24 protein-coding genes are annotated in these 25141 nt (G+C 64.8%); 19 read left to right on the plus strand and 5 right to left on the minus strand.

What is annotated here, in order from left to right:
- Nucleotides 1-47: 47 nt before the first annotated feature.
- Nucleotides 48-2246 carry a TonB-dependent receptor gene (locus AC1Q7F_RS31360; RefSeq protein WP_492512478.1) on the minus strand — a complete coding sequence of 733 codons (2199 nt, stop codon included), beginning with the start codon at nucleotides 2244-2246 and terminating at the stop codon, nucleotides 48-50.
- Nucleotides 2247-2538: 292 nt separating this feature from the next.
- On the opposite strand from AC1Q7F_RS31360, the gene AC1Q7F_RS31365 reads away from it, so the two are divergent.
- Nucleotides 2539-3285, plus strand: a complete 747-nt coding sequence (locus AC1Q7F_RS31365) for a GntR family transcriptional regulator (protein ID WP_492512479.1) — start codon at nucleotides 2539-2541, stop codon at nucleotides 3283-3285.
- 54 nt (nucleotides 3286-3339) lie between these two features.
- Here AC1Q7F_RS31365 and AC1Q7F_RS31370 read toward each other — a convergent pair whose 3' ends face one another.
- Nucleotides 3340-3768, minus strand: a complete 429-nt coding sequence (locus AC1Q7F_RS31370) for a putative quinol monooxygenase (RefSeq protein ID WP_488949292.1) — start codon at nucleotides 3766-3768, stop codon at nucleotides 3340-3342.
- A 231-nt stretch (nucleotides 3769-3999) separates the two neighbouring features.
- Here AC1Q7F_RS31370 and AC1Q7F_RS31375 point away from each other — a divergent pair, with 231 nt between their 5' ends.
- Nucleotides 4000-4767, plus strand: a complete 768-nt coding sequence (locus AC1Q7F_RS31375) for an SDR family NAD(P)-dependent oxidoreductase (protein WP_492512480.1) — start codon at nucleotides 4000-4002, stop codon at nucleotides 4765-4767.
- Between the two features lie 86 nt (nucleotides 4768-4853).
- The gene (locus AC1Q7F_RS31380; protein ID WP_492512481.1) at nucleotides 4854-5870 is read left to right on the plus strand and encodes a nuclear transport factor 2 family protein; all 1017 of its coding nucleotides are present in this window, start codon (nucleotides 4854-4856) and stop codon (nucleotides 5868-5870) included.
- A 64-nt stretch (nucleotides 5871-5934) separates the two neighbouring features.
- Here AC1Q7F_RS31380 and AC1Q7F_RS31385 read toward each other — a convergent pair whose 3' ends face one another.
- Both AC1Q7F_RS31385 and AC1Q7F_RS31390 read right to left on the minus strand, forming a co-directional pair.
- Nucleotides 5935-6480, minus strand: coding sequence for a gamma carbonic anhydrase family protein (locus AC1Q7F_RS31385; protein ID WP_492512482.1), 546 nt, complete (start codon nucleotides 6478-6480; stop codon nucleotides 5935-5937).
- A complete protein-coding gene (locus AC1Q7F_RS31390) occupies nucleotides 6480-7244 on the minus strand; it encodes an SDR family oxidoreductase (RefSeq protein ID WP_492512483.1) in 765 nt (254 codons plus the stop codon). The genes AC1Q7F_RS31385 and AC1Q7F_RS31390 overlap by 1 nt, the downstream gene beginning before the upstream one ends.
- Before the next feature lie 140 nt (nucleotides 7245-7384).
- On the opposite strand from AC1Q7F_RS31390, the gene AC1Q7F_RS31395 reads away from it, so the two are divergent.
- From AC1Q7F_RS31395 to AC1Q7F_RS31440, 10 genes are all read left to right on the plus strand, one after another.
- Nucleotides 7385-8851: a thiamine pyrophosphate-dependent enzyme gene (locus AC1Q7F_RS31395; protein ID WP_492512484.1), complete on the plus strand. Its 1467-nt coding sequence runs from the start codon at nucleotides 7385-7387 to the stop codon at nucleotides 8849-8851.
- Nucleotides 8742-9686, plus strand: a complete 945-nt coding sequence (locus AC1Q7F_RS31400; protein WP_492512497.1) for an alpha-ketoacid dehydrogenase subunit beta — start codon at nucleotides 8742-8744, stop codon at nucleotides 9684-9686. The genes AC1Q7F_RS31395 and AC1Q7F_RS31400 overlap by 110 nt, the downstream gene beginning before the upstream one ends.
- Before the next feature lie 2 nt (nucleotides 9687-9688).
- Entirely contained in the window at nucleotides 9689-10933 is a 1245-nt protein-coding gene (locus AC1Q7F_RS31405) for a dihydrolipoamide acetyltransferase family protein (protein ID WP_492512485.1), read from the plus strand.
- Nucleotides 10930-12333, plus strand: coding sequence for a dihydrolipoyl dehydrogenase (lpdA, locus tag AC1Q7F_RS31410; protein ID WP_492512486.1), 1404 nt, complete (start codon nucleotides 10930-10932; stop codon nucleotides 12331-12333). Before AC1Q7F_RS31405 ends, lpdA begins: the two co-directional genes overlap by 4 nt.
- Before the next feature lie 400 nt (nucleotides 12334-12733).
- Nucleotides 12734-13222 (plus strand): thermonuclease family protein, encoded by a 489-nt coding sequence (locus AC1Q7F_RS31415; RefSeq protein WP_492512487.1) that lies wholly within the window; start codon nucleotides 12734-12736, stop codon nucleotides 13220-13222.
- Nucleotides 13223-13314: 92 nt separating this feature from the next.
- Entirely contained in the window at nucleotides 13315-14511 is a 1197-nt protein-coding gene (locus AC1Q7F_RS31420; RefSeq protein ID WP_492512488.1) for a DUF932 domain-containing protein, read from the plus strand.
- A gap of 111 nt (nucleotides 14512-14622) precedes the next feature.
- On the plus strand, nucleotides 14623-16713 hold the full coding sequence (locus AC1Q7F_RS31425; RefSeq protein ID WP_492512489.1) for a ParB/RepB/Spo0J family partition protein: 2091 nt from the start codon (nucleotides 14623-14625) through the stop codon (nucleotides 16711-16713).
- A gap of 68 nt (nucleotides 16714-16781) precedes the next feature.
- Nucleotides 16782-17027, plus strand: coding sequence for a DUF6117 family protein (locus AC1Q7F_RS31430; RefSeq protein ID WP_492512490.1), 246 nt, complete (start codon nucleotides 16782-16784; stop codon nucleotides 17025-17027).
- Nucleotides 17028-17029: 2 nt separating this feature from the next.
- Complete coding sequence (locus tag AC1Q7F_RS31435; protein ID WP_492512491.1) at nucleotides 17030-18022, plus strand: DUF7146 domain-containing protein; 993 nt, start codon at nucleotides 17030-17032, stop codon at nucleotides 18020-18022.
- Nucleotides 18023-18360: 338 nt separating this feature from the next.
- Nucleotides 18361-19299, plus strand: a complete 939-nt coding sequence (locus AC1Q7F_RS31440; protein WP_492512492.1) for a DUF2493 domain-containing protein — start codon at nucleotides 18361-18363, stop codon at nucleotides 19297-19299.
- A gap of 20 nt (nucleotides 19300-19319) precedes the next feature.
- Here AC1Q7F_RS31440 and AC1Q7F_RS31445 read toward each other — a convergent pair whose 3' ends face one another.
- Entirely contained in the window at nucleotides 19320-19682 is a 363-nt protein-coding gene (locus AC1Q7F_RS31445; protein WP_488946507.1) for a zinc ribbon domain-containing protein YjdM, read from the minus strand.
- A 702-nt stretch (nucleotides 19683-20384) separates the two neighbouring features.
- Between AC1Q7F_RS31445 and AC1Q7F_RS31450 the strand changes: the two genes are divergently transcribed.
- The 6 genes from AC1Q7F_RS31450 to rlxS all read left to right on the plus strand — a co-directional run bounded on the left by AC1Q7F_RS31450 (nucleotide 20385) and on the right by rlxS (nucleotide 25128).
- Complete coding sequence (locus AC1Q7F_RS31450; RefSeq protein WP_444734696.1) at nucleotides 20385-20723, plus strand: DUF736 domain-containing protein; 339 nt, start codon at nucleotides 20385-20387, stop codon at nucleotides 20721-20723.
- 174 nt (nucleotides 20724-20897) lie between these two features.
- Complete coding sequence (locus tag AC1Q7F_RS31455; RefSeq protein ID WP_444734697.1) at nucleotides 20898-21137, plus strand: helix-turn-helix transcriptional regulator; 240 nt, start codon at nucleotides 20898-20900, stop codon at nucleotides 21135-21137.
- Between the two features lie 56 nt (nucleotides 21138-21193).
- Nucleotides 21194-21691, plus strand: coding sequence for a S26 family signal peptidase (locus AC1Q7F_RS31460; RefSeq protein WP_492512493.1), 498 nt, complete (start codon nucleotides 21194-21196; stop codon nucleotides 21689-21691).
- A complete protein-coding gene (locus AC1Q7F_RS31465) occupies nucleotides 21679-22227 on the plus strand; it encodes a lytic transglycosylase domain-containing protein (RefSeq protein ID WP_492512494.1) in 549 nt (182 codons plus the stop codon). The genes AC1Q7F_RS31460 and AC1Q7F_RS31465 overlap by 13 nt, the downstream gene beginning before the upstream one ends.
- A 225-nt stretch (nucleotides 22228-22452) precedes the next feature.
- Nucleotides 22453-22818, plus strand: coding sequence for a hypothetical protein (locus AC1Q7F_RS31470; protein WP_492512495.1), 366 nt, complete (start codon nucleotides 22453-22455; stop codon nucleotides 22816-22818).
- 261 nt (nucleotides 22819-23079) lie between these two features.
- Complete coding sequence (gene rlxS, locus AC1Q7F_RS31475; RefSeq protein WP_492512496.1) at nucleotides 23080-25128, plus strand: relaxase/mobilization nuclease RlxS; 2049 nt, start codon at nucleotides 23080-23082, stop codon at nucleotides 25126-25128.
- The last annotated feature ends 13 nt before the right edge of the window (nucleotides 25129-25141 follow it).

The following is a 25141-nucleotide window of genomic DNA, read 5'->3' on the forward strand; positions in this document are numbered from 1 at the left end:
GTTCGTTTTTGGTGCGCCTTGGCCGTGGTGATCCGGCAGGCGCTGCTTTAGAATTTGCCTGTGACCGAGATGCCGAAGGTGCGCGGCTGGTTGACCGCCGCGAGCCTTAGGGTCCTGAACGCTTGGCCTGTGCTGACGATGGCCCGCTTGTCGAAGGCATTGCGCAGAAAGAGGTTCACCTCGACCGTCTCCTTCTCCACGCCCAGGGTGAAATCCACACTGTCGTAGGAGGGCAGCATCACCCGCGGGATGGCGGCCGTCGTCTCGTAGAAACTGGCGCGCTTGCCGACGTGGCGAAAGGCGGCGCCGGCCCGCGCCCGCCAGTCGGCATCAAGGTCGAACCCGTATTCGGCACCCGCATGCCAGGCCCATTTGGGCGAGAAGGGCAGCGGCGAATGGGCCAGCGCATAGGTGCCGACCAATGTGAACGGATCGATGAGGTAGGCATCCGTATAGGCGAGGTTGGCGTCGATGCTGAGGCCTTCCACTGGCGTCAGTACGATGGCGCCCTCCAGCCCCTTGCTGCGGGCCTTGCCGGCATTGCTGAAATATTGGATGCCCGTCACGGGGTCGTTGCCCTGCAGCTGGATGTTCGACCAGTCGACATAGAAGGCCGACAGATCGAAGGTGAGCAGCCCGTCCAGCGTGGCGCCTTTGGCGCCAGCCTCGTAGCTGATGACGCTGTCCGATCCATAGGTCGCCTTGTCGCCCGATTGGCCAACATTGGGTCCGCCGGGGCGGAAGCCGCTGGCGATGCGCGAATAAAGCGTCAGGTCGCGCGACGGACGGTAGCGCGCGTTCAACGAGAAGGTCGTTTTGCCTTCCGAAGAGTCTCCCGGAATGGCGGAGATCGTCGTACCGCGCTGTACTGTCTGCACGGAATTCTGCTTGTTGTGGCTGTAGCGGGCACCGCCTTCGACATCGAACTCCGGTGTGAAGCGCAGGGTCACCGTGCCCGAACCCGCAATCTCCTTGTAGTCCGACGGCAGGTCGATCTTCGTGATGACGGGCTGGACAGGGATGGAAGCGCCCGTGGCGGGCAGCACCAGATCGATATTCTGGTGAAGCTCATTGTCCTCCGACGTGTAGAAGAGACCCGCCTGCCAGCCGATGAAGTCCGTTCCCGAGCTGGAACTGACCCGCAATTCCTGTGTCGCCTTCTCGTTGCGCGTCTGCGACCGATACAGTCCGCCGGTGCCGGCCGGCAGGGCCGGACCCAGCAGGTTGGACAGGTCGCTGGCGAAATTGAACTGGCGGGAAATATAGCTGCTGGCGGAGGTGACACTGAAATCGTCGAAATCGATCTTCGCCACGCCGGTCACGATGGTCGAGCGTGCATCGCTGCCCCCGCCGCCGGGAATGATGCTCTGTTCCAGGTCGCCGCCGACAGGCATACCGGTGGCGAGGTTGAGATAGATGGTGCCCGAGCCGTCCGTCTTCTGGCGTTGGTGGATGGCGGCGATAGTGACCTGCACATTCTCCGCCGGCTCCATGCCCAGGGCCAGGCGGCCGCCATACTGGTCGCCGCCATTGATGTTGGAGCGGCCCCGGCTGGGATCGTCGATATAGCCCGCATCCCACCGCCGGAAGCCGCTGGCGGTGATGGCCGCGTTATCGGCCAGGGGGGCGTTGATGCGGCCACGCAACGCATAGCCCCATTCGCCTTCCTCGACGCTGGTGGCGCTTGCCTCCACGCGGGCGGAATATTCATCATAGTCCGGGGCGCGGGTGATGTATTTCACCAGGCCGCCTAGGCTGGTAGCGCCATAGAGCGTGCCCTGCGGTCCCTTCAGGACCTCGATGCGGGCCAGATCGCCGGGATCAAGGTCCGGCACGCCGATGCCATTGCCGAAATAGGTGCTGGCATTCAGCGGCGCATCGTCCAGATAGATCGCGGCCGTCGGGTTGCCGTTGCCGGCACCGGACAGGCCGCGGATGACAATGGAGGATTGCTTGCTGGTGACCGACTGGTCGCTGATCTGCAATCCGGGCACGCGCGCACTGATATCGGCCAGCTTGACCTCGCCCTGCCGGGTCAGCGTATCGGCCGTCACCGCCGAGATGGCGAAGGGAACATCCTGAAGACGCTCCAGCCGCTTCGTCGCGGTGACGACGATCTCCTCCAGCGCGATGCTGCTGTCGGTCCCCGGCTGGCTCGCGATTGAACTGTTCTGGGCGGCCGCGGAGGCCGTGAACGCCAAGGCGGACGATCCCGCCAAGGCAAAAGCCAACAATTGCCTGTTCATGCCATTTACCCTTCTGGCCTTGGAATTGCGGGCGTCCGCCCGGCTCCCTGCTTTCTTCGATTGAGCGACCGGTCCGGCGGCCTGCCCGACAGCGCCCCATCTGCCTTCCCCGTCCGATCTCCCTGTTATGATCGTCGGAGAAAAGTGCTTTTTGTGAGGATTGATCGCTGTTAATATCGAGAATGTTCGATGATTTTGGGCCCGTCAAGTCCTAATTTGGGCGTCCGGCTTCACAACTTCGCAGATAAGTGCTTTAGTGCGCCGGCCATGAATGCAGGGGAGGCAAGGGAACATGGTGCTGTCAAAAGCCGGTGAGAAAGCCGAGGGCGGGGAGGCTTCCCGCGATGGCGAGCGGCGGATTCCGGCCACCGAGCGTGTCCTCGACCACATCCTGGCTGAAATGGATGCCGGGCGTCTGGTGCCCGGCGGACGGGTGAATGCTGCGCGGATCGCCGCTGCCCTACAGCTGAGTGCCGCGCCGGTGCGCGAGGCGCTGAGCGTTCTTTCCGGGCGCGGGGTGCTGGAGCTGCTACCCGATCGGGGCGCCATCATCCGGCCGATGACGCCGGAAGAGGTCTGCGACCTGTGGCGGGTGCTGGAGTCCATCAGCAGCGTCGGGGTCAGCCTGGCTGCCAGGGCCATCGCGGAGGGTGCCGATCCGGCACCGCTGATCGAACGGTTCAATCTGATCCGCGAGGGGGCGGGGAACGTGCCGCCGATCGAGCTACTGCTGCGGCTCAATGCCTGGCACTTCGCGGCCAACGAAATCGGCGGCAATCCCTATGTCAGCATGGCGCTGGAACGGCTGGGCACCCCTTATTGGGACCGCTACTTGGCCGACCTGATCGACGTGCAGGGCAATATCGACGGGTATGTCGGCAACTACCGGCGCATGCATGAGGCGGTGCTGGCGGGCGACGGTGCCGCAGCGGCGGTGATTATGCGCTTCCACGCGGAATGGTCGATCGGGCTGGTTCGGGACGCCGAGGCCAAGATGGTCAAGGGCCGCCGCAAGCGCCGGTCCTCCAGTGGTGCGTGACGGGTTTCGCACACATCCCGGGTCAGGCTGGCCCTGACCCGGGATGTGTGGACTTCAGCCCAGATGCTTCAGGATGGTCAGCGACGGGTGGCCCTTGAGCATCGGCATATGGCTGTCCAGTCCTTCGCGGCTGCCGCTCATGTGTTCGCGGAAGGCCGCTTCGCTCTCCCATTCCTGCAAGCTATAGAACCGGCCAGGCTCGCCGAAATGTTCGAAGATCTGCGCGCTGAGAATGCCCGGCTTGTGCGAAGTCTGGATCGTGTGGACGAAGGTCTGACGAATCTTGTCCTCCATGCCGGGCACGGCCTGGATTTCGATCAGGACGAAGATGCGGTCGCCGCCCTCGCCCTTTCCCTGGGATTGCGCCATCGCCGCCGCAGGTGCGATGGCTGCCAGGGCGGTTCCTGACGTGGCGAGAAATGTCCGTCGATCCATAGCCTTGAATCCTCCTGCGATGTGTGGTTTTCGAGATGATGCGCTCATCCGACCGATTTCGGCGGCAGCGGGTTGCGCTATATATTCGGTATTAGGCGCGATATAAGCAGCGATGTTCGGCTTATATGCCAATATCTTCGTATATCATGACCCGGGCGTCAACCCTGGTTCGGCCCAGCATGAGACTGAACTGCAGAATCTTCGATGATTCATCTGGTTTTATCCCGGAATCCCGCTATCATCTACCATTATATCCGCTGATATGAATGGGAGGGTGTCGTGAGGTTCGCAGGAAAGATCGCATTGGTGACGGGTGGGTCGCAGGGTATCGGTGCGCGCATCGGCGAGCGCCTGGCGGCAGAAGGTGCTGGCGTGGCGCTGGTGGCCAGCAGCGACCGGGCGAAGGCACAGCAGGTGGCTGATCGCATTATCGCTGCGGGCGGTCGCGCGGCGGGCCACGCGGCGGACGTCCGCAACGCAGCCGAGATCGCGGCGGTGATCGACCATATCGTCGAGGCCGAAGGCCATCTCGATATCCTGGTCAATTGTGCGGGCGTGTTTTTCCCCACGCCCATCGGCGAGGCCGCGGAGGCCGATGTGGCCCGCATCATCGATATCAACCTGAAGGGGCCGTTCAACGCCATCAATGCCGCCGTCCCGCATATGAAGGCGCAAGGGCACGGCAAGATCGTGAACATCGCGTCGGTGGCGGCCCTGCTAGGCGTGACCGGCTATTCGCTCTATTGCGCGACGAAGGCGGGCGTGTCGATGATGACGCGGGCATTGGCGCTGGAACTGGCGCCGGCTGGCATCAACATCAACGCCATCGCGCCGGGGAACACTGCCACGCCGATCAACCAGAACATCCGTACCGACCCGTCGTTCAAGCCGATGCTGGATGCTATGACCGCGCGCACACCCAGCGGCAATGTCTATTCCGATCCCGACGACATCGCCAGTTTGGCCCTTTATCTGCTCAGCGACGAGGCGCGGGCGATGCACGGATCGACCGTCCTCATCGATGAGGGATTTTCGGCGGGGATGTGACCCGGCGACAATGCCAGCGGCCATTCCAGGTGGCCGCTGGCACTCGACGGTGAAGGAACACGGCAATGCCAGGGAGGAAGACAGATATGGCAGTGGAAGAGAACAAGCACATTGCCCGGCTGCTGATGGACGACCTGTTCTGCGAGACGGCCTACGGGTTCTACGAACCCGACTACCAGTTCGGCCACATGGTCGATTACAAGGTGGCGCCCATCCGTGGCCAGATGGCACCGGGGGAGGAGAAGATCGACCGCCGGACCGGCATGTCGTTTCTGGAGCAGAACCGGCTGACCGGCGAGGCGCTGAAGGCCGTCTATCCCGATGGCAACACGCGGGCGCTGAAAAGCATCACGGCCGAGGGCGATCGCGTGGTCTGCGAGTATCTGACGCATGGTGGCCGGAACATCTTCCGGCGGGACACCGAGCATAATTTCCACAGCGTCAAGATTTTCGATTTCAGGAACGGCAAGGTCGTTGCGGTCCGCGAATATACCGACACGGCCTATCTGGTCTCCTTCGGGTCGCAGATCGCGGAATTCACCAAAGCGTTCCTCAACGGCTGCGCCGGTAACGATGCCGCCGCCAATTTCGCCTGGGGATCGAGCTGGCTGTTCCGCACGCCGGCCATGGACCTGGGACAGCCCAGCTCCTTCGCGGCCACGGACGAGACCGCAGCGAACAAGGCACTGGTGTCAGGCATGATCGATGGGTGGGGCACGCCCCCCATGCTCGACGCCCTGTCCGACAACGTGATGGTGTCGAACGAGGTCGATCTGGTGAACACCCCGATCCTGGGGCGGTCGCTGCATGGAAGGGAAGAGGTGGCGACGGCGTGCTTGCGGGAGGCGGATATCTTCCCTGGCGGGTTGAAGCACGAGGTCACCAGCATTACGGCGGAGGAAAACCGCGTGGTCATCGAGGAAACGCTGAGCGGCACCTCGATCATCAGGCCCGACAGTCTGTTCAGCACGCGCGTCCTGAAGATATTCTTCCTGAGGGCGGGCAAGGTGTTCCGCATCCGGCAATATCTGGACAGCGCCTATTGGCAGAACTATTCGCCCGACATGGTCGCCCATATTTTCGGTGCGGAACCGGTGCTGTAAATGGAATCGGGGGACCAAGCGAGGCCCTGGTTGCCACGATGCAGCCAGGGCCTGCCGCCGTGGACTACGACGCCATATACATGTTCTCCCGGAAATGGCGGGCATTGCGGTGGTAGTGGGCGCTGCCCTCGCGCAGGCCCGCGATCTCCTCCTCATTCAGGTCCCGCAGATATTTCGCCGGCCGGCCGGACCAGAGCTGGCCCGACAGGATTGTCTTTCCTCCGGTCAGCATGGCACCGGCCGCCAGCATGCCGTCGCTTTCGATCACCGCGCCCGACATCACGATGGCCCCCATGCCGACGAAGCCCCGGTCATGGATGGTGCATCCATGGATGAGCGCCATGTGGCCGACCAGGACATCGGATCCAATAATGGTCGGCTGTCCGGGATCGGCGTGGATCACGGAGCCGTCCTGTATATTGCTGCGCGCGCCGATCCGGATTGGCGCCACATCCCCGCGTATCGCGCAGTTGAACCAGATGCTGGCCCCGGCACCGATTTCGACATCGCCGACGATATAGGTTCCGGGAGCGATGAAGACGTCGTTCGCCAGCAGGGGACGGTGCGGGCCGAGCCGGAAGAGGCGTCCGCGCGTGGATTTGCCGGACATCATGCCTCCCACTCGATATTGCCATCGACGGAAATGATCTGTCCGGTCACATGCCGTGCCGCCGGCGAGCCGAGGAACACGGCCATGTCGCCGATCTCGTCGGGTTGGACCTTGGTCCGCATGGAGATATAGTCCAGGAAGACGGCTTCCACCTCCTGGAGCGTCTTGCCTTCCGCCTGCCCCTTCGCCGTCAGAATGCCGCGCATGCGCGCGCTGTCCACGAAGCCCGGGCGGATGGCGTTGACCCGGATGCCGGCCGGCCCCAGTTCCCGGGCGGCGGCCCGCGTCAACCCCTCCAGCGCCCATTTCGAGGCGATGTAGTCGGCCCGGCCGCGCGGTAGCGTCGTCACCGAGCCTGTGGAGATATTGACGATGGCGCCAGCTCCCCGTTGCCGCATGAAGGGGGTGACGGCCTTGATCAGATAGAAGGCCCCATGGACGTTCACGTCGAACGACCGTTTCCAGGCCTCGGCTTCCGTCTCCTCTATCGCAGCCTGTGCGCCGGCGATGCCCGCATTGTTGACGACCGTGTCGATGCCACCGAACAATTGCTCGACCTCCGCGATGAAGGCCATCACCTGGCTTTCGTCGGCTACATCGACCACGCGCCCGACAAGATCGGGACATTCCGCGATGGCCCCATCGATTGCAGTCTGGCTGATATCGCAGATCGCAACACGCGCACCGGCCGCACGGAAACGCCGCACCGTCGCCAGGCCGATGCCGGAAGCACCGGCCGTCACCACTACCCTGTTCATCTGCATCCCACATTCTCCCTTGTCCCGCGACGCTGCCCGGCTTTCGCTTTCACGGCATGCATCCGTTCTTGACATCCATCATGAATCATCGAAGATTTATGCATGTCAATCGCATAAGATCGATTAAAATCGGAGAATATACGAATATGATTGCCTCTCCTCCTTCGGCCGGGGCGGCCGACGGGCATGTGCATCATGCGGAAGCGCCGAACCGGCCGCCGTTGAAGCTGCATGTGCCCGTACCGCGCGCTCGGCCGGGCGACCGACCGGATTTCAGCAACCTGTCGCTGCCCGGCGCCGGCGAAACCCGCCGACCGGATGTCCTGGCCGAGGAGGCGGAGATACGGGACATGCCGTTCGGGCTGGTGCGCGTCCTGGATGATGCGGGTCGGGCCGTCGGGTCCTGGGACCCCCGCCTTGATCCGGAAACCCTGCGCCGGGGCCTGCGGGTCATGCTGCTGACCCGACAGTTCGATGAGCGCATGTTCCAGGCGCATCGCCAGGGCAAGACCTCGTTTTTCATGAAATCGACGGGGGAGGAGGCGCTGGGGGCGGCACCGTCCATGGCGCTGGGCCGGGACGACATGTGCTTTCCCACGTACCGCATCCTCAGCTACTTGATGGCGCGGGAATATCCGCTGATCGACCTGGTCAACCAGATATTCTCCAATGCCGCCGATCCGCTGAAGGGGCGGCAACTCCCCATCCTTTATTCGGCAAGGGCCTACGGCTTCTATTCACTATCTGGCAATGTCGGCAGCCGTTTCGGCCATGCCGTGGGCTGGGCGATGGCGTCGGCCTATAAGGGGGACGACAGGATTGCCATCTCCTACATTGGCGAGGGCACCACGGCGGAGGGCGATTTCCATGAAGCGCTGACCTTTGCCGCCGTCTATCACGCCCCCGTCATCCTCTGTGTCACCAACAATCAATGGGCGATCTCCACCTTCCAGGGGATTGCTGGCGGCGAGGAGACGACATTCGCCGCCCGCGCCCTGGGCTATGGCCTGCCGGGCCTGCGGGTCGACGGCAATGATTTCCTGGCCGTCTATGCGGCGACGCAATGGGCGGCGGAGCGGGCGCGCGGCAACCACGGCGCCACGCTGATCGAGTTCGTGACCTATCGCGCCGCCGGCCATTCCACCGGCGATGACCCGACCAAGTACCGGCCGCCCGACGAGGCGGCCCATTGGCCACTGGGCGATCCGATCACCCGACTGAAGGAACATCTGATCGGCCTTGGCGAATGGTCCGATGCCCGGCACGCGGTCCTGGAGACGGAATTGAGGAGGTGGTGCGTGCCGCCGCCAAGGCCGGCGAGGCGGTGGGCACGCTGGGTGTCAACCCGCCCAGCAAGCGGGAAATGTTCGAAGGTGTCTACAAGGCGCCCGACTGGCGGCTCATCGAGCAGCGGCAGGAACTGGGGGTCTGACCATGGCTGTGATGAACATGATCCAGGCGATCAACTCCGCCCTCGACACCATGCTGGCCCGCGATCCGGACGTGCTGATCTTCGGCGAGGATGTGGGCTATTTCGGCGGCGTGTTCCGCGCCACCGACGGGCTGATGGCCAAGCACGGCCTGACCCGCTGCTTCGATGCACCCATATCTGAGGGCGGCATCGTCGCCACGGCCATCGGCATGGGCGCTTACGGCCTACGGCCCGTCGTGGAAATCCAGTTCGCCGACTACATCTTGCCGGCCTATGATCAGCTTGTGTCGGAGGCGGCGCGGCTGCGATACCGGTCCGGCGGGGAATTCTGGTCACCCATCACCGTGCGCTCCCCCTATGGCGGTGGCATCTTCGGCGGGCAGACCCACAGTTCCAGCCCCGAAGCGATCTTCGCCCATGTTTCCGGCCTGAAGACCGTCATCCCCTCCACGCCCCACGATGCCAAGGGATTGCTGATCGCCGCCATCGAGGACGATGATCCGGTGATCTTCCTGGAACCCAAGCGCATCTATAACGGCCCGTTCGACGGACGTCACGACCAGCCGGTCCAGCCCTGGTCGAAGCATCCCGCCAGCGAGGTGCCGGAGGGCCACTACACCATCCCGCTGGGCAAGGCGGCGACGATCCGCGCCGGTTCGGACGTTACCGTGCTGGCATACGGCACCATGGTGCATGTGGCGCTATCCGCCATCACGGAGAGCGGCATCGACGCTGAATTGATCGACCTGCGCAGCATCGTACCGCTCGACATCGACAGCATCGTCGCATCGGTGCGCAAGACTGGTCGGCTGGTCATCGTGCACGAGGCATCGCGTTATGCCGGTTTTGGGGCCGAACTGTCGGCCCTGGTGCAGGAACGGTGCTTCTACCACCTGCAAGCACCCATCCAGCGTGTGGCCGGGTGGGACACGCCCTATCCGCATGCTTTCGAATGGGACTACTTCCCTGGGCCGGCCCGGGTGATCGCTGCCATGCGGCGCGTACTGGAGGCCTGATCATGGGACAATTTCTTTTCCGCCTTCCCGACATTGGAGAGGGTGTAGCCGAAGCCGAGATCGTTGCCTGGCATGTGCGGGTCGGAGATTGTGTCGACGAAGATCAGATGCTGGTCGACATGATGACTGACAAGGCCACGGTGGAGATGACCTCGCCAGTGGCGGGGCGCGTTCTGGTCGTGCATGGCGGACTTGGCCAACGCGTGCCAGTGGGATCGGTACTGGTCGAGTTGGATGTCGATGGCGATGTGGATGCCGCACGACCCATCATTGCGTCGGAGTCGGCCCGACCGGTACGGGTACCGGAACCTGCACCGGTGCCGCCGCCCCAGGTTTCGGGAAATCCGGAACCGGTTGCTGCCAACCGTCCTGCTGGTGCCGCGCTGCTGGCTGCACCGTCCACGCGCCGGCGGGCCCATGAGTTGGGCATCCCCCTGCAGTTCGTACCGGGAACAGGGCCTGCCGGGCGCATCACGCCCCAGGACCTTGATACTTATATCCGTCAAGGTGGTGCTAGCCCGACACCGGCATCGGCCAGGCTCATCGGTGTGACGGAGGTCAGGATCATCGGCCTGCGTCGCCGGATCGCCGAGAAGATGCAGGAAGCGAAGCAGCGCATCCCACATTTCGGGTATGTCGAGGAATTCGACCTCACCGAATTGGAGGGGCTACGCCAGGAATTAAACGAAGCGCGCCGGGCCGACCAGCCCCGGCTGACCCTGCTGCCCTTCTTCATGCAGGCCCTGGTGAGGTTGCTGCCCGACTTCGCGCAGATCAACGCCCGATATGATGACGAGGCTGGCATCCTGCATGTCCATGAGGGTGTGCATGTCGGCATCGCCACCCAGACCCCGGGCGGGCTGATGGTGCCCGTGGTCCGCCATGTCGAAGCGCTGGGTCTGTGGGATTGCGCCCGCGAGCTGGCACGCATCACCGCCGCCGCCCGCGACGGCAGCGCCAAGCGGGAGGAACTGACAGGCTCCACCATCACCCTGACCAGCCTGGGTGTCCTGGGCGGCATCTCGGCCACCCCGGTGATCAACCATCCGGAGGTGGCGATCATCGGTCCCAACAAGCTGGTCGAGCGGCCGGTGGTCCGGGCGGGTCGTGTCGCCGTCCGGAGCATGATGAATGTCTCCTCGTCCTTCGACCATCGCATCGTTGATGGCTATGACGCCGCTCGGTTCATCCAGGGCCTGAAGCGCCTGATCGAACGGCCGGCCCTTCTGTTCATGGATCGCACATGACCGACATTCTCACGACCAGGGTGCTGGTCATCGGCGGCGGACCGGGCGGCTATGTCGCGGCCGTCCGCTGCGGGCAGCTGGGCCTCGACACGGTGCTGGTGGAAGCAGACAGGCTGGGCGGCACATGTCTCATCCGAGGCTGCATTCCGTCTAAGGCCCTGATCCATGCCGCCGGACAATACGGGGCGATGGTCAGGGCGGCACAGGGCGGGCGTTTCGGCATCCGTCTGGCCACGCCGCCGCAACTCGACTTCACCGAAACCGTGCGTTGGAAGGATGGCATCGTCGATCGGTTGAACGGTGGCGTGGCCGGGCTGCTGAGGCGTGGCAAGGTTAAGGTCGTGCAGGGTTGGGGACGGTTCTCCGATGCCAAGACCTGCCATGTGGCCACCGCCGAAGGTAGCCTTACCATCAAGGCCGAACATGTCATCCTCGCCACGGGATCAGTACCCGTGGAATTGCCGTTCCTGCCGTTCGGTGGCCCTGTCATCTCGTCCACAGAGGTGCTGTCCCTGCCGGAATTGCCCCGTCGCCTCGTCATCGTCGGGGCCGGCTATATCGGGCTCGAACTCGGCATCGCGCTACGCAAACTGGGCGTGGAGGTGAGCATCGTGGAGGCGCAGGACCGCATCCTGCCGATCTATGACGATAGGCTGGTGGAACCGGTCCGTCGCTGGTTGGCTGCACATGGGGTCGTGCTGCACCTGGGAGCCCGTGCGCTTGGTGTTTCCAAAGACGGAAGCGGGCTGGATATCGAGACGGCGATGGGGGAAGCCCTGTCGTTGGCTGCCGACAGGATATTGGTGACGGTGGGCCGCCGGCCCGCGCTGGAGGGCTGGGGCCTGGAAGAGATGGCCGTGGCGCTGGAGGGTCGTTTTATCCGTGTCGACGATCGCTGCGCCACCTCGACGCGGAACGTCTGGGCCATCGGTGATCTCGTGGGGGAGCCGATGCTGGCGCACAAGGCGTCGGCACAGGGGGAAATGGTGGCGGAAATCATTGCTGGAAAGCGCCGCCATTTCGATCCCGCCGCCATTCCCGCCATCTGCTTTACGGAACCCGAAATTGTCAGCGTGGGCCTAGGGCCGGAAGAGGCTTCAACCAAGGCGGATGTCATCATCTCGACCTTCCCTTTCCAGGCCAATGGCCGGACCTTGTCGGTGGATGCCGGACAGTATGGCGGGTTCGTTCGCGTCGTCGCCCGAAAGGACGATCACCGCATCCTCGGCATCCAGGCGGTTGGGCAGTACGTCTCGGAACTTGCGGCCGGTTTCGGGCTGGCTGTTGAGATGGGCGCGGTGCTGGAGGACATAGCCGGCACCATCCACGCCCATCCCACCTTGGGTGAAGCTTTCCATGAAGCCGCCCTGAAGGGGCTGGGCCATGCGATCCATATCTGAACCGCCCAGTATGCGCCTGTAGCTGAGGCGTGGGTGATGGACTGCTGGACCGGGCGCCGTGGCTAAAGGTGGAGGTCGGTTCGCGTGGCAAAGAGGCCGAGGAGGGCGGGGGGCTTCATGGCGGGAGCGAGGCTTTCACCACCCGTCATGGAGAAAACCCCATGGCTGCCACCGCTGCCAACGGTACGGGGGAACTGGGCAGGTCGCTCCGGCTATCTACGCCTGCATACCCAGAGGCTGATACGGGGCGGATACCGGGATCTGCTATCCGGGCGGAGGTGAGTGGTCGGAGGGGACGAGACAGAGGCCGGCTCGGGACGGGTGAGCCGATCCCTGAGGCGGAAAGAAGGCCAGCCGGTCGGTTTTGAAACCGTCATCCTGATCTGAAGGAGGCTTTGCCATGAAACTGTTCAAGATCGCGTTGCCGGTGCTGATCCTGATCGGGATTGGCGCGAGCGCCCTCACGCTATGGCCCAAGGGCCGTGCCGAACAGGAGGGAACGGCGAGGGTCATTGATGCAGGTGTTCTGGAGATCGCCGGTTCCCGGCACCGGCTGGCCGGCATCGTGCCGCCGCTGCCCGACCAGCACTGTGTTGACCGCAAGGGCAAAACTTGGCCCTGCGGGCAGGAGGCCGCCCAGGGCTTGCGGGAACTGGTGAGCGGCACGCCTGTGTATTGTCGGCCTCATCCCGGCAGCGCCGACCTGTCCGACTGCTTCGTTGGTGGCACGTCCCTATCGGAGCGGATGGTCCGTGGCGGCTGGGCCCTGGCCTGCCGGTTCGGCCGGGACGACCTCAGCAATTGGGAGAACAATGCAAGGTTCCTGGCCTCGGGCCTGTGGCGGGGCGGGTTCGTTCCACCGACACCGACCGACAAGTGTGCGGGGTGAAAGGGTGGAGAGTCAGAGATGGGACGGATTTCCGGGTGACGGGCTTTGGCTGGAGGAGAGGCTTCCGGCGCCCGTCCTGGAGATGATGTGCCATGACCCAAGCAGAAATCCTCGACGCTGCCCCCGACCGGAGCGGAGGCTACAAGGTGGACGTGACCCGTGGCCAGCGGATCGGCCGTGTGTCCTCGGAATGGTTCTCGCGGCCCGATGATGAACGCTTCCTGTCCCTGTCGGATCTCTACGCCGCCGTCCGGTCGCGGACCGAGCGCAGCCGGACCCGGACCCTGCCCAGCGCCGACATCCGCGTGGAGGCCCACAGCGACAATCCCGAGAAACTGTCCCTGCTGCTCCCGGGCAGTGACAGGCCGGTTGCGCCCACGCATTGGAGCTTTGGTCAGCTTTCCAGCCTGGTGGGCGCGCCGGCCGCCTATCTGCGGCAATTGCCGGCGGCATTGGCCGGGATCAATCTGCAATATGGCCTGACCTCGCACCGGGGTGAGCAGGTCAAGACCCTGGAAATCGAAGACGGCCGGACGGAACTGCGCGCCGTCACCGGCCCGGACTATGGCCGCATCTTCGACCATGAACTGGTCGAGGCGGTACAGCGCATCGCCGGCAATGGCACCGGCGACACGCGCTGGAAGGTGCCGGGTGTGCTGGACTGGTCGACGGGCGTCTATAATCCGCGTGTGGACATCACGCGGGACACCACGACGCTGTACGCCTCCGACAGGGACGTCTTTCTGTTCCTCGTTGACGATCTGAATCCGATCGAGGCGGGAAGGCTGCCGGACGGTTCGCCGGATCTTTATTTCCGCGGCTTCTATTGCTGGAACAGCGAGGTGGGCGCCAAGACCCTCGGCATGGCCAGCTTCTATCTGCGGGCTGTGTGTCAGAATCGGAATATCTGGGGCGCCGAGGATTTCCAGGAGATTGCCATCCGGCATTCCAAATATGCCCCCTCCCGCTTTGCCCATGAGGCCGCACCGGCGCTGACACGTTTCGCCGACTCCTCGCCCATGCCCTTCATCAACGGCATCAAGGCGGCGCGGGAACAAATTGTTGCCCGCGATGATGACGACCGGTCGGAATTCCTGCGCAAGCGCGGCTTCTCCAAGGCGGAGACGTCGAAGATCATCGAGACGGTACTGGCCGAGGAGGGCCGCAAGCCGGCGAGCATCTTCGATTTCGTGCAGGGCATTACGGCCGTGGCCCGCGACAAACCCCACCAGGATGCCAGATTGGAGATGGAGGGGCGGGCCAAGAAGCTGCTGGACCGGGTGGCCTGACCGGTGGCCGGGGGGCGGCTCCGGGCGTTTCGAGGCAGAGAAGGGCAGGGGCTTTGCGACGGGCTGCCAGGTGGGAGAGAGGCTTCCACCGACCCGTCGTGGAGAAAATCCATGGCTGCCAATACCGCCAAGATCGTCCTGAGCCGGTCCCAGGACATTCCCTTCAACAAGCTGGTTCTGTCCCAGGCCAATGTCCGCAAGGTCAAGGCCGGCGTGTCCATCGCCGACTTGGCCGAGGACATCGCCAACCGCACGCTGCTGCACGGCCTGCCCGTCCGTCCGCGGCTGGATGCCGAGGGCAAGGAGACGGGCATCTACGAAGTGGCACCGGGCGGCCGGCGCTACCGGGCGCTGGAACTGCTGGTCAAGCAGAAGCGCCTTTCCCGTACCGCACCCATTCCCTGCGTTATCCGTACCGGAGGGCTGGGCGAGGAGGACAGCTTGGCCGAGAACCTGCAACGCGTGGCATTGCACCCGCTCGACCAGTTCCGCACCTTCCAGACCCTGCGGGAGAAAGGGTTGAGCGAGGAGGACATTGCCGCCCGGTTCTTCATCACCACGGCGGTGGTCAAGCAGCGGCTGCGCCTGGCCTCGGTGTCGCCGAAGCTGCTGGATCTCTATGCCGAGGACGGCATGACGCTGGAGATGGTGATGGCTTTCAGCGTCAGCAACAACCATGAACACCAGGAACAGGTTTGGGCCTCCCTGACCCAGCCCTGGCAGCGGGAACCCTATCACATCCGCCGCGCACTGACGGCCGGCAGCATCCCGGCCCATGACAAGCGGGCGCAGTTCGTGGGGCTGGATGCCTATGTCGCCGCCGGTGGGCCGGTGATGCGCGACCTGTTCACGCCCGATGATGGCGGCTGGCTGGGCGATGTGCCGCTGCTGGAACGGTTGGCGGCGGATAAGCTGGCCAAGGCCGCCGAGACGGTGATGGAGGAGGGCTGGAAATGGCTGGAGGTCGATACCGACTTCCTCTACGGCCATGCCGCCGGCCAGCGCCGCTTGCGGGGCGAGGCGATCGCCCGCACGGCGCAGGAGGAGGCCCGCTACGCCGCGCTACAGGATGAATATGACCGGCTGGCCCAGGAGCATGATGATAATGGCGAAATCTCCGAGGAGGTGGATCAGCGCCTGACGGCCATTTCCGGCGAGATCGCCGTGCTGGAACAGCGGCCCGTGCGCTATGATCCGGAAGAGATCGCGCGGGCCGGCTGCTATGTCAGCATCGGGTCGGACGGGCTGCTGCGGGTTGAACGCGGCTATGTCCGGCCGGAGGATGAACCGCACGTCGAGGAGCCGGCGGCACCGGAAGCTGATCCTGCCGAAGAGGGCGGCGATGCGGAGGGTGCCCGCATCCCGGCCGCCGCCCATGTCGCCCATACCGGCGGTTCCGTCAGCCAGGAGCCCGAACCGGAAGACGAGGGGCTGAAGCCGCTGCCCGAACGGCTGGTGATGGAACTGACGGCCTATCGGACCCTGGCCCTGCGCGATGCCCTGGCCCAGGACCCGGACACGGCTTTCATCGCCGTCTTGCACGTCCTCTGCCTCCAACTCTTCTACCATCGCAGCTCCAATTCCTGCCTGCAGATCACGGCGCGCAGCCTGGGTTTCATGGCGGAACCTCCGGTGCTGGCCGACAGCATTCCGGCCCGGTCCATTAACGCCCGGCACGCGAACTGGGTGGAGCAGTTGCCCCAGGACCCGCGTGATCTCTGGGATACGCTGGTGGGCTTCGATGCCGACAGCCGGGCGGCGCTGTTCGCCCATTGTGTGGGCCAGACGGTGCATGCCGTGCAATCGTCCGGCGAGTATGGGCCGGAGAGCCGGCATCACGCCGACCGGCTGGCGAGTGCCGTCCATCTCGACATGGCGGCTTTGGGCTGGGCGCCGACGGCGCTGAACTATCTGGGTCGCGTCACCAAGGCCCGCATCCTGGAAGCCGTGACCGAGGCCAAGGGCGAGGCTGCCGCCCGCCAGATCGACCATCTCCGCAAGCCCGACATGGCGGTGCAGGCCGAACTGATGCTGGCCGGCAGCAACTGGTTGCCCGCGCTGCTGCGCACGCCGGGGCAGGTGATGGCCGCACCGGAAGGGGAAACCGACCCCGTGAAACAGCCGGCTGCCGATATCGAGCCGGAAAACGTGGCGCCGGTGGAAGACCCGCAAGAGGTGGCACAGTCGATCGCCGCCGAATGATCCGACCTTCACCTTCCACCCCTGGCCCGGCCTCAGCGCCGGGCCATTCTTTTTTCGGGAGACGGATCATGGCAATACCCGACCATGCCCGCGCCAATTTCAGCACGCTTCTGCGCGCCGCCCAGGACGGCAATCTGGCGCTGATGGAATGCAAAGATGCCATCACCGGCGAGCCCCGCTACGTGATCTGTGCCGTCGGTCGAGATCGGCGCGGTATCATCATGACCCCCTTCGGTCATCTCGCCGATGGCAATCCCTACGACGCTTACCTTCCGCCGGATGTCCCTGGCGGACCGGATGGCGCCGGTGCCTGACCATGGGCGATGCCGGCCTCCTTGCACATCGCCTCGCGCTGGAGGCCGAGGCGGTGTGCCGTCAGTTCCTGCCCAATGGCCGTCGGCAGGGCAACTACTGGCAGGTGGGCGATGTGCAGGGCCATGCCGGCCGCAGCCTTTATGTTCGCCTGACAGGATTACGGGCCGGTCGGTGGGCCGACGCTGCCACGGGCCAGCATGGCGACCTGCTGGACCTGATCGCCCTGAACCGCAACCTGTCTCTCCGCGAGGCCATGGATGAGGCCCGAGCTTTCCTGCGCATGCCGTTGCCCATCGCCGCCAGCAGCTACGTGGTGCCTTCCGGCGTCGGTTCGCCCCAGGCCTGCCATCGCCTGTTCGCGGCCAGCCGGCCGTTGCCGGGCACCTTGGCCGAGCGCTATCTGGCCGGACGTGGCATCATTCTGGCCCAGCCCGCGCCGGCCCTGCGCTTCCATCCGCACTGCCACCGGCGGGAGCCTCATGGCCGTGTCAGCCTGCCGGCCCTGATCGCCGCCGTCACCGATCATGATGGTCACCTGACCGGCCTGCACCGTACCTGGCTGGGGCCGGGTGGTGGCAAGGTTGCGCTGGACGAACCCCGCCGGTCCATGGGGAACCTGCTGGGCAACGGCGTGCGCTTTGGTGCGGCCGGTGCCATCATGGCGGCGGGCGAAGGCATCGAAACCACGTTGACAATGCGCATGATCGTGCCGGGCCTGCCGCTGGTCGCTGCCCTGTCTGCCGGCCACCTCGCCGCCCTGCTGTTCCCGCCTGACCTGCGCCGTCTCTACGTTCTCCAGGACAAGGACGCAGCCGGCAGTCGGGCGCTGAAACGGCTTGTCCTGCGCGGCCAGGCCGCCGGCATCGACATCCAGCCGCTGCGGCCACACCGCAAGGATTTCAACACCGACCTGCTGGCCGACGGCCTGTCGGCGCTGCGGAAACAGCTTGTCGGGCAGCTCCATCCCGAAGATGCCGAGCGCTTCCTTCCATAGCAGCAGGCGACCGCCGGCCATGGTCAGCCTCATCGGGGAGGGGCAGGGACCTGGCTGGCGGCAGGGTGCCGGCACCCGTGGTTCTGCGGTCAGGACCGCGCCCGCGGCCTTCGGGGGAGGGGATCTGCCAGGGCCGGCCGGGTCCGCAATGGCGGCCCGCTTGCTTTCTTCCCCGGCCGCCCGACGGCGGCCTCCTCGCGGGACAAGAAAGCGCGGGTCCCCATCCTCCGCTGCCGCTCCGGCCCGCAGAGCGGGTGCGGACCCAGCCTGAGGCCCTGGCCGGCGATCCCCGTGAAGGCCGCGGAGGGCGCGGCCAACCGGAGATCCAGGAGGCCGCCATGACCCGCCTGACCACCCATTCCCTGTCCCCCGATGATGAAACGCCAAACGCATCGGCCGCGTCCGCTCACCTGCTGGAAGCGTTGCAGCTCTACGGATATCGGCCTTTCCAGGATGAGCCAGACCCGCGCCCCTTGCCCGATGCCGAGCAGGCCCGGGCCGAGATCGGGGCGTGCCTGGAAACCCTGGCCGGCCTGCTGACCGGCACCCGGCTGGAGGACGACCTGGGCGACCTGCTATGGGCCTGCGTCAACATCTTCCACCGCCGCATCGCCGGCCTGGAGCGCGACCTGGACAGCAATGAGCAGGCCCAGCAGCGCAGCCAGAATGAGCAGGATGGTTCGGAAATCCGCTCCGTCGAACTGGAGCGGCTGACGGCCGAGGGCCTTGGCCTGATTGAGCGCCGCAACGCCTTCGAGTTCTTCCGCGACACCGCCGCCGAGATGTATGAGGCCCTGACCGGCTCCACCTGGCGCCCCCGCCAGGGCTCCCAATTGAGCCACCGGACCCTGACGGCGGCGGTGATCGACAGCCGCGATCATATCGCCGCCCGCCGCTACGCCGACACAAATATGCTGATACCGCCCGGCACCAAGATCGCTTTTGCCGGCGGCGTTGAGTTCAACGACGTTGATCGCATCTGGTCCGCCCTGGACAAGGTCCATGCCAAGCACCCCGACATGGTGCTGCTGCATGGTGGCACCCCAAAGGGGGCCGAATGCATCGCCGCCTGCTGGGCGGATCACCGGCAGGTGCCGCAGATCGTCTACAAGCCTGACTGGACCCGCCACAAGAAGGCAGCACCGTTCCGCCGCAATGACACGCTGCTGGAGGCGCTGCCCATCGGGCTGGTGGCTTTCCCCGGCTCCGGTATCTCACAGAATCTGGCCGACAAGGCCCGCAAGATGGGCATTCCGGTGTGGCGGTTCGGGGGGTGACGGGTGTTCCCCCGGCCCTTTTAAGCCTTTTTCACGAACTCCGATTTCAAATTCATCGCGCCAATACCATCGATCTTACAGGCGATGTTGTGGCCATCGGCCCCGTCCACAAGGCGGATGTTTTTCACTTTGGTTCCGCCTTTGACGACCAGAGATGATCCCTTGACCTTCAGATCCTTGATGACCGTGACGCTGTCACCATCGGCGAGCGCGTTTCCATTGGCATCGTGGATGGTGCCAAGCCCATCCGCTTCCTGTGCGCCGGTCTCGCCAACGGTCGCTTGCTGGCTCCATTCGTGGGCGCATTCCGGACAAACCCAGATGCTGCCGTCCTGATATGCATGTTCAGACCCGCACTCGGGGCATTTCACGTCGCTGTCCATCATCAACCTCGTCATTGGGCGGCGCGAAACTAATGCACGGATGAGGCGGTAGGAATTGCAAAAGACGGAGGTGGACTGCGCCATCTCTATCCGCCACGTTCGCATTGCGCCCAATGATCGCTCACGGGTGCAGATGAAGCCCGTGTCGGTTGATCCCGACGGGCGTGGAGTCCGCTTTGACGCGGGCCGATGGGTTGGCGCCCGACATCGCGCCCGCCATCGGGTTCAAGGTCCAGGCGTTCCGGCTTTGGCCGTCCTTTTGGCAGCCAATCATCGGTGCTTCCCGTCTCAGCAATCCGGATTGTGCAAGCCTTGCGGTGCTGTCCGTGGGGCAGTGGCTTGACGCTGACAACGGGCTTGGTTCCGTCCGGAGGGGCGCGCATCGTATCGTGGTTGGGCAGAAGGTTGGCGCTACCGTCTCCTTCAGACCCTGCTTTCGCAGCCCAATCCCCGCTGTCCTCCTGATGGCTAGAGCCCGCGGCGCCCTTGCCAACCCTCGGGGCTTGAGAAAATTTCCCCTGCCGGCCCACCCCATCCGGGGCGGGCCGGCATTCCTCGCGAGACAAATTTTCCCAGCACTCGGGTCCTCCACTCTCGTTTCGGCCCGTCGCTGACGCTCGGGTGGCGTGGGGCGCCTCACGCGGGCTCTGACGCCGGGGACATCGCGGGGATGGTCCCGCGAAACAGCGACGGAGACAGATCATGGCCCGCACCCTAGGCACCCTCACCCGCACCGATGACGGCAGCTTCATCGGCGTCCTCAAAACCCTCAACATCACCACCAATCTCGCCATCGTGCCGACGGACAAGCTGTCGGAGGAGGCTCCCGACCACCGCGTCTATGCCGGCGGTGGTCAGCGCTACGAGATCGGTGCCGGCTGGAGCCAGACGGCCAAATCCAGCGGTCAGACCTACCTGAACCTCAAGATGGAGGCGCCGGAGATCGCTCCCTCGGCACTCTATGCCCGCCTGGTCAAGCTGGAACAGCCCGCCGACGAGGGCCACACCCACATCATTCTCTGGGAGGCCCGCGACCGCTGATCCGCCTTCCAAAGCCCCGTTCCGGGATCGCCCGGGACGGGGCTTTCGTCTGTCCATCGTCAGGGGGATCGAAAACAAGGGGGGTGGATTTTCGAGCGTCCGCAACCACGCTCAGGACCGACATGCTCGGTCCATCTGCGGCGACATTCGCCGCTTGAGCTGATGGAGATTGGCATGGAAGACGAGGTGAACCGGGCTGCCCAGGCCAGGAAGGGCAGCCCCTTTCTCAACACGGCGCAGGCTGCGTTCTATGTCGGTCTGTCGCACCGGACCCTGGAAAAGATGCGCCTGACCGGCGACGGGCCGCGCTTCCGCAAGCATGGGCGATACGTTCGCTATCATATCGATGACTTGGATTCATGGTCGCAGGGCGAGCGTCGCGACAGCACCTCGGACAAGGGGGGCTTGTCATGAACAGCCTCCCGAGAGCCGGCCGTCGGCCATCGCGAAGGCGTCGTCTGCCGCGCGCCATGCGCCGCAAAGTGCTGATCCTGGCGGGCCTCGGGTTGGCGGCGCTGGGCTTCGCCAGCCTGGGCCGCCCGGCGCCAATCCTGGTGTGGAACAGCAGCGCATCGGCCCCTGTCGGCCTCTACCTGGTGCTGCCGGAAACCCGTTCACGCACTGGCGACATGGTCCTGGTCCGCCCGCCCGATGCCATCGCCGATATGGCCGCCCGACGGGGCTACCTGCCGCGCGGCGTGCCGCTGATCAAGGGGGTCGCGGCCGTCGGCGGGGACGGGGTTTGTGCCCGTGGCGACGAATTGTCGATCAACGGGGATGTGGTTGCACGGCGGCTGAAGACCGACAGTTTGGGCCGCCCGCTCCCCTGGTGGGAAGGATGTCGCCACCTGTCGGCGGGTGAAATCCTGCTGTTGATGTCGGCCGCAGGCTCCCTGGATGGGCGCTATTTCGGGCCGATCCCATCGGTGCATGTCATCGGCCGGCTGGTGCCGTTATGGCGGCGCTGAGATTGGGCGGCGTGCTGCTGGCAATGGTGCTGGTGACGCCCGTCCTGGCGGTCGAACGGTCGCCCTACGAGGCGGAGATCGTGGCGGCAGCCGGGCGTTTCGATCTGCCGGCGGCCTGGATCAGGGCCGTCATCAAGGTGGAAAGCGGCGGAAATCCAGGTGCCGTTTCGTCCAAGGGGGCGTTGGGCCTGATGCAACTGATGCCCGATACCTGGGCGGAAATACGCGACCGTCACGGCATTGTCGGCGATGTGTTCGACCCCGCCGCCAATATCCTGGCGGGTACTGCCTATCTCGCCGAGATGCGGGACCGTTTCGGCTATCCCGGCCTGTTCGCGGCCTATAATGCCGGTCCCAGCCGTTATGAGGCGCACCTGCGCCATGGCGTATCGCTGCCCGTCGAAACCAGCACCTATCTGGGCAGGTTGGACATTGTCGGGGCGGCGCGCCACGAGATCCAACGGCTCTTCGTGCCCCTGGGCACGGCGGACAAGCGCCTGTTCGTGCCGATTTCCCGGCCATCGAACCGACATTGATGGTCCCCGATGCCCGGCGTGGGTGGGGTTCTCTCATCTCGGTCAGGCCCATCCTATCAGCCAGGCCGAGGCGCCCGTCAAGGATGCGCGGTCCCCCCGAATTGCTGTGCAATTCGGCTCCCCCGCGCCCCGCTCCGCGGCGCCTGCGGCGTCCTTGACCGCCGCCTCTCCGGCTGAGGGGGAACTCCGTCCTCGATGATGGGGACGCCAGCCAGGGAGGTTCCCATGTCCTTCATTGCAACGCATCCGCAGGCCGCAATCGACCGTTTTGTTGCCTTGGTCGATGACGTCCGCGTCGAGTTCGGCAGCGACGGATTGATGGCCAATGTCGAGCGTTTCATCAGTGCCGAACGTCCCGAATTCATCTGGGATGGCCGCTTCCAGGAGCATTATCTGGGCGAATGGATGGGCGATGATGATGGCGCAGAAGGCCTTCACTGCATCCTCATCCTGAGCCATTTCCGCAGCGAATTCATCGTCGCCAGCTGCGTTGTTGATGGCGATGAGCGTCTGCATTCCATGACCCGCCAGCGGGCCTATGCCACGCGCGACGCCGCCGAGATGGCCTTCCAGAGTGCCATCGGTCGATAGGCGGCGCTGATCCGGGAGCGGCGGCTCCGACCGTCGCTCCCATTCTTTCCAGCACGAGGGCGTAGAAGAGCGTGGATAAGCGCGGGTGCTGATCAGGGGTGCTGTAGGGCAAGATGAAGCGGTGGCGCCAGCGCCCCCGTAACCCCCTGTCTGCACATCCTTTTTGGGGCTTCGCGGTGGCGCCACGGCGGCTGGGCCGGTGCCATTCTGGCGCCATGGCCTCGAGATGCCCTTTTCAGCTTCGGATCGGGAGGTGCTGCGATGTTAGGTGACGATCATGATTTCCAGCCCCGTCTGGGCCGGATGCGCAGTGCTTCTGGCCGGCGCGGCAAGCGCTTCCTGAACCGGGTGCTGGCGGCGACCGTTCTGGCTAATGGCGGGCCGGTCAGCTTCAGGGCGCGGAAGACCCGCTTCGATGGCAGCCGGATCGGGCGGGGTGCCGGTGTGGGTCGCGTACTGGCATCGCGCGATCAGTTCGCCGCCTGGCGGCAGCGCCGCGTGATCATCAAATCCCGCATCGTCAAGCTGGCCGGCAAAGGCATGGCTGGTGCTCGTGCCCATCTGCGCTATATCCAGCGTGATGGCGTCACCCGTGAGGGACAGGCGGGTCAGCTCTATGGTGCCGATCAGGATCGGGTAGAGGGCAAGCGCTTCCTGGACCGGGCGGAAGGGGACCGTCACCAGTTCCGCTTCATCGTCTCGGCGGAAGATGGCGACCAGTATGATGATTTGAAGCCCCTGGTCCGCCGCCTGATGGCGCAGGTGGAACAGGATTTGGATACGCAGCTGGATTGGGTGGCCGTCAATCACCACAATACCGGCCATCCCCACAGCCACATCATCGTCCGGGGCAAGGATGATTGCGGCAAGGATCTGATCATTGCCCGGGAATATCTGACCAAGGGTATGCGCGAGCGTGCCGCCGAGATCGTCAGTCTGGACCTTGGACCGAAGACCGATGCCGAGGTGCAGGGCCAGCTGCGCCGAGAGGTCGAGCAGGAACGCCTCACCAGCCTGGATCGCCGCCTGCTGCGGGATCAATCCTCGGAGCATCTGGTGACAGGGACCGACCATGATCCCTTCCAGCAGGCCTTGCGCATGGGCCGGCTGCGCAAGCTGGAGCGCCTGGGTCTGGCGGCGGAAATCCGCGCCGGCCTGTGGAGGCTGGCCGACGACCTGGAAAACACTCTGCGGCGGATGGGGGAGCGTGGCGATATCATCAAGACCATGCATCGGGAAATGGCGGCCCAGGATCTGGCACGCGCGCCGGCCGATCTGATCATCCATGATCCCAGCGCCGCTGGTGCCCGCCCCATCATTGGCCGCGTCGTTGCGCGTGGTCTGTCGGACGAGGTAAATGATCGCCACTATCTGATCATCGACGCTACGGACGGCCGAACCCACTATGTCGATATCGGCAAGGGGGAGGCGACGGAGCCCACACCGGTCGGCAGTATCCTGCGTATCGAGCCACGTCTCTTGGAAGCTCGCCCCATCGACCGCCGCATCCTGGAGATCGCGGCGGCCAATCAGGGCCGGTACAGCATCGACATTCACCTGCGCCACGACTCCGCTGCCAGCGAGGCCTTCGTGGAAAGCCATGTCCGGCGGCTGGAGGCAATGCGTCGGCTGACGAATCCCGTGACCCGCGAACCGGATGGCACCTGGATCATCGCCCCGAACCATCTGGAGCACGTTGTCAGCTATGAGCGCGCCCAGGCCCGGTTCAACCCCGTCAATGTGCGTATGCTGTCCACACTGCCGCTGGAGCAACAGGTTGCCGCCGACGGGGCGACCTGGCTGGATCGCGAACTGGTGACCGCCAACCCCCAGTTGGTGCGGGACGCGGGTTTCGGACGAGACATCCGTGACGCACAGGCCCGCCGCCGACAGTGGCTGATCGCGCAGGGCCTGGCCTGGGAAGAGCAGGGCGGAACCTTCTATCGCGCGGATATGCTGGCAATCCTGCGGCGGCGGGAGTTGCTGCGCGTCGTCAGGCAGCTATCCGACGAGTTAGGGCTCGGCTATGTCGAGATGCGTCCCGGCCAGTTGGTGGAGGGTGTGCTGCGCCGTATCGTTCCCCTGGCCGGCGATAAGGTGGCGGTGATCGAACGCAGCCGGGATTTCACCCTGGTACCATGGCGCCCTGTTCTGGACCGGCATGTTGGGCAGCCTGTTTCAGGGATCATGCGGGCCGAGGGAATTTCCTGGACGATCGGGCGGCAACGTGGAGGACACGCAGTGGGGGGACTATCGGGAATTCCGTGCTTAGCGGGGCGGTTTGAAATCAGGCGTTCATTGCCTTTGTGAACCTCTCGCCGAA

The organism is Niveispirillum sp. GW835-FHT14G11 (assembly GCF_058793615.1).